General features: G+C 63.2%; 9 protein-coding genes. All 9 read left to right on the forward strand.

Annotation, left to right across the window (positions count from 1 at the left end):
- Position 1 precedes the first annotated feature (1 nt).
- The 9 genes from CWO89_RS11150 (at position 2) to CWO89_RS45800 (ending at position 9,965) form a co-directional block, all read left to right on the forward strand.
- On the forward strand, positions 2 to 1,033 hold the full coding sequence (locus tag CWO89_RS11150; RefSeq protein WP_130578671.1) for a branched-chain amino acid ABC transporter permease: 1,032 nt from the start codon (positions 2 to 4) through the stop codon (positions 1,031 to 1,033).
- Entirely contained in the window at positions 1,030 to 1,782 is a 753-nt protein-coding gene (locus tag CWO89_RS11155; protein ID WP_130578672.1) for an ABC transporter ATP-binding protein, read from the forward strand. Before CWO89_RS11150 ends, CWO89_RS11155 begins: the two co-directional genes overlap by 4 nt.
- A complete protein-coding gene (locus CWO89_RS11160) occupies positions 1,775 to 2,491 on the forward strand; it encodes an ABC transporter ATP-binding protein (protein WP_130578673.1) in 717 nt (238 codons plus the stop codon). Before CWO89_RS11155 ends, CWO89_RS11160 begins: the two co-directional genes overlap by 8 nt.
- 24 nt (positions 2,492 to 2,515) lie before the next feature.
- Positions 2,516 to 3,634, forward strand: coding sequence for a cobalamin-independent methionine synthase II family protein (locus CWO89_RS11165; protein ID WP_130578674.1), 1,119 nt, complete (start codon positions 2,516 to 2,518; stop codon positions 3,632 to 3,634).
- 283 nt (positions 3,635 to 3,917) lie between these two features.
- On the forward strand, positions 3,918 to 5,273 hold the full coding sequence (locus CWO89_RS11170) for a hypothetical protein (protein WP_130578675.1): 1,356 nt from the start codon (positions 3,918 to 3,920) through the stop codon (positions 5,271 to 5,273).
- A gap of 60 nt (positions 5,274 to 5,333) precedes the next feature.
- On the forward strand, positions 5,334 to 6,530 hold the full coding sequence (gene metK, locus CWO89_RS11175; RefSeq protein WP_130578676.1) for a methionine adenosyltransferase: 1,197 nt from the start codon (positions 5,334 to 5,336) through the stop codon (positions 6,528 to 6,530).
- A gap of 90 nt (positions 6,531 to 6,620) precedes the next feature.
- Positions 6,621 to 8,051: an adenosylhomocysteinase gene (gene ahcY / locus CWO89_RS11180; protein WP_130578677.1), complete on the forward strand. Its 1,431-nt coding sequence runs from the start codon at positions 6,621 to 6,623 to the stop codon at positions 8,049 to 8,051.
- A 129-nt stretch (positions 8,052 to 8,180) separates the two neighbouring features.
- Positions 8,181 to 9,647 (forward strand): flavin-containing monooxygenase, encoded by a 1,467-nt coding sequence (locus CWO89_RS11185; protein WP_130578678.1) that lies wholly within the window; start codon positions 8,181 to 8,183, stop codon positions 9,645 to 9,647.
- Between the two features lie 165 nt (positions 9,648 to 9,812).
- Positions 9,813 to 9,965, forward strand: a complete 153-nt coding sequence (locus CWO89_RS45800; protein WP_165421099.1) for a hypothetical protein — start codon at positions 9,813 to 9,815, stop codon at positions 9,963 to 9,965.
- Positions 9,966 to 10,086: the final 121 nt, after the last annotated feature.

A 10,086-nucleotide genomic window follows, 5' to 3' on the forward strand; every position in this document is an offset into this window, starting at 1 on the left:
GATGACCACGCTTCCCGACGTCTCCACGCATGCGGTTGCCAGTGCCCGCTGGCGGCCGGGCGAGATTGCGTTCTGGATCGTGGTCGTCGCCTGTGGCTTCCTGTTTCCATCCCGCTACCTGATCATGACCGACATCGTGCGGCTCGCTTTGTTCGCGCTGTCGCTCGACCTGATCCTCGGCTATGCCGGCATCGTCTCGCTCGGGCATGCCGCGTTCTTCGGCGTCGGCGCCTATGCCGCAGGGCTGCTGGCGCTGCATGGCATCATCAGCGAGCCTGTGCTTGCGCTCGTGGTCGCAGGTTTTGCTGCGATGGTACTGGGCTTCTTCACGAGCTTCCTTGTCATCCGCGGCGTCGATCTGACCCGGCTGATGGTGACGCTCGGCATCGCGCTGCTCCTGGAAGCGCTCGCCGAACGCTTCTCCGATATCACCGGCGGCACCGACGGATTGCAGGGCATCGAGATGCAGCCGATTCTCGGCCACTTCGCCTTCGACATCTTCGGCAAGACCGGCTTCTTCTATTCGCTGATCGTGCTGTTCCTCCTGTTCGTGCTTGCCCGGCGGATCGTACATTCGCCGTTCGGGCTGTCGCTGCGCGCGATCCGGAACAACCCGCTGCGCGCCGCCGCGATCGGTATTCCCGTCAATCGCCGATTGATCGCGATCTACACCGTCTCGGCGTTCTATGCCGGCATCGCCGGCGCGCTGTTCACACAGACGACGGCGCTCGCCTCGCTCGACGTGTTCTCGTTCGAGCGTTCGGCTGATTTAATGCTGATGCTTGTCATCGGCGGAACCGGCTATCTCTATGGCGGGCTGATCGGTGCCGTCGTGTTCAAGATGCTGCAGGAGCTGTTTTCGACTATCACGCCGCAATATTGGCTGTTCTGGATCGGGCTGGTGCTGGTCGTGATCGTTCTGGTCGGCCGCGCCCGCATCCATCGCTGGGTGCTTTGGCTGCCGAACCTCATCATCCGGCAATTTGCCGGCCGCCGGGCCGTTGTCGTGGTCCCTGAGAGCGACCCGTCATGACGATCGCGCTGGAAACCAGGGGATTGGATAAATCCTTCGGCGGCTTGCGTGTCACGCGCGAGCTTTCGCTTCGGATCGAGCAGGGCGCCTGCCACGCTTTGATCGGGCCGAACGGGGCCGGCAAGACCACGGTGATCAACCTGCTCACCGGGGTGCTGCGGCCCAATGCCGGCCGCATCCTGCTCGAAGGCAACGACATCACCAGCCTGCCGGTGCACAGGCGCGTGCTGCGCGGCCTGTCGCGTACGTTCCAGATCAATCAGCTCTATCCCGATCTCACGCCGCTCGAGACCATTGGGCTCGCGGTCTCCGAACGGATGGGCCGCGGTGGCGACTGGTGGCGGCGGATGGGGACGCGGGCAGACGTCAATGCCGAGACCGCCGAGATCCTCGCGCGGTTTCATTTGCTCGACGTCATGAACGAGCTCACCGTCACTTTGCCCTATGGCAAGCAGCGCCTGCTCGAGATCGCGGTCGCGATCGCCGCCAGACCCCGCGTGCTGCTGCTCGACGAGCCGGCGGCCGGCGTACCCGAAATCGAGCGCCACGACATCCTGGCCGCAGTCGCGGCGCTGCCGCGCGAGGTGACCGTGCTCCTGATCGAGCACGACATGGATCTCGTATTCTCCTTCGCCGACCGCATCTCGGTGCTGGTCAATGGTGCGCTATTGACCGAAGGTCCGCCGGATGCCGTAGCGCGCGATCCGCAGGTGAAGGCGGTCTATCTCGGCGAGGCAGCCAATGCCTGACCTGCTCGCGATCGAGGGCCTGCGTGCCGGTTATGGCGAGGCGGTGGTGCTGCCGGGCATGACACTGTCGCTCCCCGAAGGCCAGGTGCTGGCGCTGCTCGGGCGCAACGGCACCGGCAAGACCACGCTGATCAATTCCATCGTCGGCGTCACCCGCCGTTTCGGCGGCACCGTGTCGTTGGGTGGGCAGGACATCACGGCATTGCGCCCAGACCAGCGGGCCCGCGCTGGCGTCGGCTGGGTACCGCAGGAACGCAATATCTTTCGCTCCCTCACGGTCGAGGAGAACATGACCGCAGTGGCCCAGCCGGGACCGTGGACAGTCGAGCAAATCTACCGGATGTTTCCGCGGCTCGAAGAACGCCGCAACAATTTCGGCAACCAGCTCTCCGGTGGCGAGCAGCAGATGCTGGCGATCGGGCGTGCGCTGACGCTGAATCCGAAGGTGCTGCTGCTCGACGAGCCGATGGAAGGGCTGGCGCCGATCATCGTTGAGGAATTGCTGAAGGCGCTCGGCACGATCACCCGCTCTGGTGGTATCTGCTCGATCATCGTAGAACAGCACGCGCAAAAGGTTCTGGGGCTCGCCGACCGCGTCGTGATATTGGAACGCGGCACAATCGTGCACGATGCGGCAAGCGATGCCTTGAAGGCCGATCCCACGGTGCTCGAGCGGCATCTTGGGGTCTCCGGCGCCAAAGCGCATTAGTTCCGTCCCTAGGGAGTCGAAACCATGCAACGAACAAAACCTCCTTTCCGCGCCGACGAGGTCGGCAGCCTGCTGCGGCCACCGAAGATCAAGGAGGCCCGCGCCAAGCTTGAAAAGGGCGAGATCACGCCCGAGGATCTGCGCAAGATCGAGGACATCGAGATCGAGAAGGTCGTACACCGCCAGGCCTCCACTGGCCTGAAGCTCGCGACCGACGGTGAATTCCGCCGCTCCTGGTGGCACTTCGATTTTCTCGCCAAGCTAACCGGCTGCGAACTGTTCCACCCGGACGCCGGCATCCAGTTCGCGGGCGTGCAGACGCGTCATGACGCGATCCGCGTGATCGACAAATTGGATTTCCCCGACAACCACCCGATGCTCGATCACTTCAGGTTTCTGAAGAAATACGCCGACCAGGCTCACGTCACTGCGAAGATGACGATCCCGGCGCCGTCGGTGCTGCACTTCCGCGGTGGCCGCAAGCTGATCTCGAAGGAGGTCTATCCCGAGCTTGAGCCGTTCTTCGAGGACCTCGGCAAGACCTACCGCAAGGCCGTGAAGGCGTTTTACGACGCCGGCTGCCGCTATCTGCAGTTCGATGACACGGTATGGGCCTATCTCTGCTCGCAGGACGAATTGCAGAAGGCGCGCGAGCGCGGTGACAATCCCGATGGCCTGCAGGAGATCTACGCCCGCGTCATCAATTACGCGATCGCGGACCGTCCGTCCGACATGATGATCACGACCCATGTCTGCCGCGGTAATTTCCGCTCTACCTGGATTTCGTCCGGCGGCTACGAGCCGGTGGCGCAAACGCTGCTCGGCGGCACCAACTACGACGGCTATTTCCTCGAATATGATTCTGACCGTGCGGGCGGCTTCGAGCCGCTGCGCTATTTGCCGAAGGGCAACAAGGTCGTCGTGGTCGGCGTCATCACCTCGAAATTCGGTGAGCTCGAGACGAAGGACGCCATCAAGCGACGGCTGGAGGAAGCTTCGAAATTCGCGCCGCTCGACCAGCTCGCGCTCTCGCCGCAATGCGGCTTCGCCTCGACCGAGGAGGGCAACATCCTTTCCGAAGAAGAGCAGTGGGCGAAGCTCAGGCTCGCGGTGGAAGTCGCAGAAGAGGTGTGGGGCAGGTAGCGCCACTTCATCATTGTGAGGAGCCGACGGGTCCCGCCTCTGGCGGGGCCGATGACAGGCTCTGCGACGAAGCAATCCATCTCCACATAAGCGCGAAGATGGGTTGCTTCCGCCTTCGCTCGTGGGCTGCGGCCGACGAGTCGCCGCGCGCGGTGATCAGTAGTATCCTTCATTTATACCCGTTTTGATTGCGGAGAGGAGAGGGCTTCAAGAAGTGGGCAGATGGTGATAGGGGTACTTCCTCGCCCACCCCTGCCCACAGCGGTCCCACCGTCCTGGCCCAATGAAGAACGACGAGATCCTCAGCCAGATCACCGACTTCTGCCGCCGGGCGGATATGGCCGAGACGACGTTCGGCCGCCGCGCCGTGAATGACGGCAAGCTGGTGCACCGGCTGCGGGAGGGTAAGCGGATCACCATCGATACGCTGGACCGTATCCAGGCCTTCATCGCCACCTCCACGCCCGGCGGGGTGGCGCCGCCGCGCGGCCTGGTGGTGCCGCCCGAAAAGCGCGATCCGCGGCAAAACTTCCGCTTTTTCGAGAACCGGCAGAGATACCTGCTGTTTGTCCACACCTGCGGCGAGAAGCGGGTGATCGCGCAGCGTGTCGCGCTGGAACTGTCCGCCCTCCATCCCCGGCCGCCGGCGCTGCGGGTATTCGACGCAGGCATCGGCGACGGTACCGTGCTGGCGCGAGTTCTGCGCTCCATGCATAGCCGCTTCCCGCATATGCCGTTCTACGTCGCCGGCAAGGAATTGAGCCTGGAGGACGTCCGGCTGACCCTCGAAAAGGTGCCAGACCGGCTGTTCGAGCATCCCGCTACCGTCTTCGTGCTGACCAACATGTATTACGCCGAGGCGCCCTGGCTGACCCCGAAATCGCCTGCGGCAGCCGCCGGTACGCTCTGGCACGAAGTGGCGTTACGGGGGGCGTCGTCGGGCGAATTCGAGGCCCAGATCGCGGAACTCGGCCCATTTCTTGAGCAGAATTGGCGGGCTAGCGTCAGCCCACGATCCGGGATGCCCATCTATGAGCGCCCGGTGGTTTTGGCGCTCTATCGGGAGGACCAAAGGTTCCTGCTCGATTCGATCATCCCGCGGGCCGGCAAGACCGAGGCCAATTTCGACCTCGTCATCGCATCCCAGCCATACCGGGCAAAATCGTCTGTGAATTTCCGCGCCAAGCGCATCATCGCGCCGCTGGCGCGGGCCTTGCGCGCCGGTGGGCGCTTGATCGGTATCCACTCCCATGGCCACGATCCGGGCCTGGAAATTATTCAGGCAGTGTGGCCCGGAGAAAATCCTTTCGCCGTCAGCCGCCATGAGATATTGCGCGCGGTCAAGTACGAACTCGGATCGGCCGGGCGCGACCTTAACTTTAACGCTTACGCCGATAACCGTTCGATCTTCCGTTATGATATGGAAGCCTTGCCGAACGAGGTCACCGGGTCGATCGGAACCTCGACGGCTTTTGCAGCGTGGAACGCGGCAGTGTATGTCGCCCAGATCGAGGATGACCGGTTGACCGAGATGACGGAAAGCGGCCGAACTCTGGAGGCTACCCGCGAAGTGCTGCGCAAGCACAATGGGCTGTGGTTTTACGACGAATCCTACGTCATCTCGCGTCGTAGAGACTGACATTCCAGGGACACATTCAGGAACGAACGTCGGAGCTCGACGAAAAAAGGGGTTTGCTAGATGCGCGCGTCTTACCTGTTCACCAGCGAGTCGGTCTCGGAGGGTCATCCCGACAAGGTCTGCGACCGGATTTCCGACGAGATCGTTGACCTGTTCTACCGGGAAGGCCCGAAAGCCGGGATCGACCCGTGGCAGATCCGCGCTGCCTGCGAAACGCTCGCCACCACCAACAAGGTGGTGATCGCCGGCGAAACCCGCGGGCCGCAGTCGGTGACCAACGACCAGATCGAAAGCACTGTCCGCGAGGCGATCAAGGACATCGGCTACGAGCAGGAAGGCTTCCACTGGAAGACCTGCGACATCGAGATCCTCTTGCATCCGCAGTCGGCCGATATCGCACAGGGCGTCGACGCGCTGCAGCCGGGCGAGAAGAAGGAAGAGGGCGCGGGCGACCAGGGCATCATGTTCGGTTACGCCACCAATGAGACGCCTGACCTGATGCCGGCGCCGATCTTCTACGCCCACAAGATCCTGCGGCTGATTTCCGAAGCGCGCCACTCGGGCCGCGAGAAGGTCCTGGGGCCGGACTCCAAGAGCCAGGTGACCGTGCAGTACGAGAACGGCAAGCCGGTCGGCGTGCGTGAGATCGTGGTCTCGCACCAGCATCTGGTCGAGGACCTCTCCTCCACTCAGGTTCGCGACATCGTCGAGCCCTATGTGCGCGAGGCGTTGCCGAAGGACTGGATCAACGGCAAGACCATCTGGCACATCAACCCGACCGGCAAGTTCTTCATCGGCGGGCCCGACGGCGATTCCGGCCTCACCGGCCGCAAGATCATCGTCGACACCTATGGCGGCGCGGCCCCGCATGGCGGCGGCGCTTTCTCCGGCAAGGACCCGACCAAGGTCGACCGCTCGGCCGCCTATGCCGCGCGCTATGTGGCCAAGAACATCGTCGCGGCCGGTCTCGCCGACCGCTGCACGCTGCAGCTCGCTTACGCGATCGGCGTGGCGCGGCCGCTGTCGATCTACATCGACACTCATGGCACAGGTAAGGTGCCGGAGGACAGACTCGAGAAGGCGGTGGCGCAGGCGATGGACCTGACCCCGCGCGGCATCCGCAGCCATCTCGACCTCAACCGTCCGATCTACGCGCGGACCTCGGCTTACGGCCATTTCGGCCGCACGCCCGACAATGAGGGCGGCTTCTCCTGGGAGAAGACCGATCTCGTCGAGCCGCTCAAGCGCGCAGTCTGACTTTCTCCGTAATTGTTGTCCGTAACCGTGTCGCGTATTCCGGAAAGCTGAGACCGCTTTTCGGAATACGCTTTTTGAGGGATCAATCGCATGACCGCCGCCGCCAAGAAGCCTGCCTTCACCGACTACATCGTCAAGGACATCTCGCTCGCCGACTTCGGCCGCAAGGAAATCTCGCTCGCAGAAACCGAGATGCCCGGCCTGATGGCGACACGCGAGGAGTTCGGGCCCAAGCAGCCCCTGAAGGGCGCGCGTATCGCCGGCTCCCTGCACATGACGATCCAGACCGCAGTCCTGATCGAGACGCTCGCCGCGCTCGGCGCCGACATCCGCTGGGTCTCCTGCAACATCTATTCGACCCAGGACCACGCCGCGGCGGCGATCGCTGCGGCTGGCATTCCGGTGTTCGCGGTGAAGGGCGAGACGCTCACCGAGTACTGGGACTACACCGCCAAGCTGTTCGACTGGCACGGCGGCGGCACGCCCAACATGATCCTCGACGACGGCGGCGACGCCACCATGCTGGTGCATGCCGGCTACCGCGCCGAGCAGGGCGACACTGCGTTCCTCGACAAGCCCGCCTCTGAGGAAGAGGAGATCTTCTACGCGCTGATCAAGCGGCTGCTGAAGGAGAAGCCGAAGGGCTGGTTCGCCGAGATCGCCAAGAACATCAAGGGCGTCTCCGAGGAGACGACGACGGGCGTGCACCGCCTCTATGAGATGGCGAACAAGGGCACGCTGCTGTTCCCCGCCATCAACGTCAACGACAGTGTCACCAAGTCGAAGTTCGACAACCTCTATGGCTGCCGGGAGTCCTTGGTCGACGGCATCCGCCGCGGCACCGACGTGATGCTGTCGGGCAAGGTCGCGATGGTCGCGGGCTTCGGCGACGTCGGCAAGGGCTCGGCCGCGTCGCTGCGCCAGGCCGGCTGCCGCGTGATGGTCTCCGAGGTCGATCCGATCTGCGCGCTGCAGGCGGCGATGGAAGGCTATGAGGTCGTGACCATGGAAGATGCCGCGCCGCGCGCCGACATCTTCGTCACCGCCACCGGCAACAAGGACATCATCACCATCGAGCACATGCGCGCGATGAAGGATCGCGCCATCGTCTGCAACATCGGCCACTTCGACAACGAGATCCAGATCGCGTCCCTGCGCAATCTGAAATGGACCAACATCAAGCCGCAGGTCGACGAGATCGAATTCGCCGACAAGCACCGCATCATCCTGCTGTCAGAAGGCCGCCTGGTGAACCTCGGCAACGCCATGGGCCATCCGTCCTTCGTGATGTCGGCCTCCTTCACCAACCAGACGCTGGCGCAGATCGAGCTGTTCGCCAACAACAAGGACGGCAAGTACGAGAAGAAGGTCTACGTGCTGCCGAAATCGCTGGACGAGAAGGTCGCCCGCCTGCACCTCGCCAAGATCGGCGTCAAGCTGACCGAACTGCGCAAGGACCAGGCCGACTATATCGGCGTCAAGACGGAAGGGCCGTACAAGTCGGATCACTACCGCTACTGACCCCCAGTTCTCCTCAGCGAGACATTGGAAGGCCCCGGCGCAGTCCGGGGCCTTTTTCTTTGCCGCTGTCAACCGAAGCGAGTTGCAAATTGGTTCCCGCCTGCTCAATACTTCGGCAGGGAGAACGTCATGACCGAGGCAATGGAGCATTTCGATGTTCTGATCGTCGGTGCCGGGCTGTCCGGCATCGGCGCGGGCTATCACCTGCAGCAGAAGTGCCCGACCAAAAGCTACGTCATCCTCGAGGGCCGCGACTGCATCGGCGGCACCTGGGATATGTTCCGCTATCCCGGCATCCGCTCCGACAGCGACATGTACACGCTCGGCTACTCGTTCCGCCCCTGGACCGAACCGAAGGCGATCGCCGACGGGCCGCGGATCCTGAACTATGTGCGGGAGACCGCGGCGCAGAACGGGATCGACCGCAAGATCCGCTTCAACCATCGCGTCAAGCGCGTCTCGTGGTCGTCCGAACAGGTGCGCTGGACCGTCGAGGCGGAGCGCAGGGCAGGCGAGGGCGCGGCCGAGATCGTGCGCTTCACCTGCAATTTCCTCTTCATGTGCTCGGGCTATTACAAATACGAGGAAGGCTACACGCCGGAATTTGCTGGTGCCGCCGACTTCGAGGGCCAGATCGTTCATCCGCAGAAATGGCCCGAGCATCTCGACTATGCCGGCAAGCGCGTCGTCGTGATTGGCTCGGGGGCAACCGCGGTGACGCTGGTGCCGGAGCTCGCCAAGACGGCCGCGCATGTCACCATGCTGCAGCGCTCGCCGACTTATGTGGTGGCGCGTCCGGCGGAGGATGCGCTCGCCAACAAGCTCAGGCGCAATCTCTCGGCCAAGCTCGCCTATCATCTGATCCGCTGGCGCAACGTGCTGCTCGGCATGTATTTCTTCCAGCTCTGCCGCCGCAAGCCGGAGCGCGCCAAAGAGCTCATCCTCGGCGGCATCAAGATGGCGCTCGGTCCGGATTACGACATCGGCACGCATTTCACGCCGCGCTACAATCCCTGGGAGCAGCGGCTCTGCCTCGTGCCTGACGGCGACCTGTTCAAGTCGATCCGCGAGAAGCGCGCCTCCGTCGTCACCAGCCGGATCGACACCTTCACCAGGAACGGGATTCGCCTAGAGGACGGCAGCGAGCTTCCGGCCCATATCATCATCACCGCCACCGGCCTGATCCTGCAGGTGCTCGGCGGCGTCGAGGTCAGCGTCGACGGCCGCAAGGTCGATTTCGCGAATACGCTGAGCTACAAGGGCATGATGTATTCGGATGTGCCGAACCTCGCTGCGACGCTCGGCTACACTAACGCGTCCTGGACGCTGAAATGCGACCTCACCTGCGAATATGCCTGCCGTCTGATCAACTACATGGACCGGCACGGCTTCAGGCAATGCGTGGCGCACAATCTCGATCCCTCGATCGAGGCGCTGCCGGCGCTGGATTTCTCATCCGGCTATGTCCAGCGCTCGATCGCCAAACTGCCCAAGCAGGGCTCGAAGCGGCCGTGGCGGCTCTACCAGAACTATGCGCTCGACATCGTCTCCCTGCGCTATGGGAAGGTGGATGACGGCGTGATGCAGTATTCGTGACAATCCTCGCTGTTCTCGCGAAACCTGCGCCTTAACGTCCCATGGGTAGTTTTGCGGATTCGGGCTTCCTGCCGAATCAGCCATTCTGCCGCGACGGTTAACGCCGGATTAACCGAGATGCCCTACGCTGCACGGCCTGTGGCTGCTGATAGCAAGAGGAAGCCCATGGACGCCCAGCGAATTGCCGTCGATGCCCTCGTGGCGCTGACCGATTGCGACCGCGACGCCGCCGTTGCCTTCATCCGCCGCCTCTACCTCGCCGGCATCAAGGACCCCAAGCGCCTGACCTTCAAGGGCCTGCAGGCGATGCGCGCCTGACGGTGCAGTCCCGTAGGATGGGTAGAGCGAAGCGAAACCCATCGCGATGGTGCAAGCGGCGTGAATGATGGGTTTCGCTCCGCTCTACCCATCCTACGATTCCCATAACCACAGGAAGGTT

Origin of the sequence: Bradyrhizobium sp. Leo170 (genome assembly GCF_004296405.1) — a bacterium.
Lineage (GTDB): Bacteria > Pseudomonadota > Alphaproteobacteria > Rhizobiales > Xanthobacteraceae > Bradyrhizobium.

Coding starts and splice junctions, on each gene's coding strand:
- CWO89_RS11150 (WP_130578671.1), top strand. CDS start 2: ATGACCACGCTTCCCGACGTCTCCACGCATGCGGTTGCCAGTGCCCGC.
- CWO89_RS11155 (WP_130578672.1), top strand. CDS start 1,030: ATGACGATCGCGCTGGAAACCAGGGGATTGGATAAATCCTTCGGCGGC.
- CWO89_RS11160 (WP_130578673.1), top strand. CDS start 1,775: ATGCCTGACCTGCTCGCGATCGAGGGCCTGCGTGCCGGTTATGGCGAG.
- CWO89_RS11165 (WP_130578674.1), top strand. CDS start 2,516: ATGCAACGAACAAAACCTCCTTTCCGCGCCGACGAGGTCGGCAGCCTG.
- CWO89_RS11170 (WP_130578675.1), top strand. CDS start 3,918: ATGAAGAACGACGAGATCCTCAGCCAGATCACCGACTTCTGCCGCCGG.
- metK (WP_130578676.1), top strand. CDS start 5,334: ATGCGCGCGTCTTACCTGTTCACCAGCGAGTCGGTCTCGGAGGGTCAT.
- ahcY (WP_130578677.1), top strand. CDS start 6,621: ATGACCGCCGCCGCCAAGAAGCCTGCCTTCACCGACTACATCGTCAAG.
- CWO89_RS11185 (WP_130578678.1), top strand. CDS start 8,181: ATGACCGAGGCAATGGAGCATTTCGATGTTCTGATCGTCGGTGCCGGG.
- CWO89_RS45800 (WP_165421099.1), top strand. CDS start 9,813: ATGGACGCCCAGCGAATTGCCGTCGATGCCCTCGTGGCGCTGACCGAT.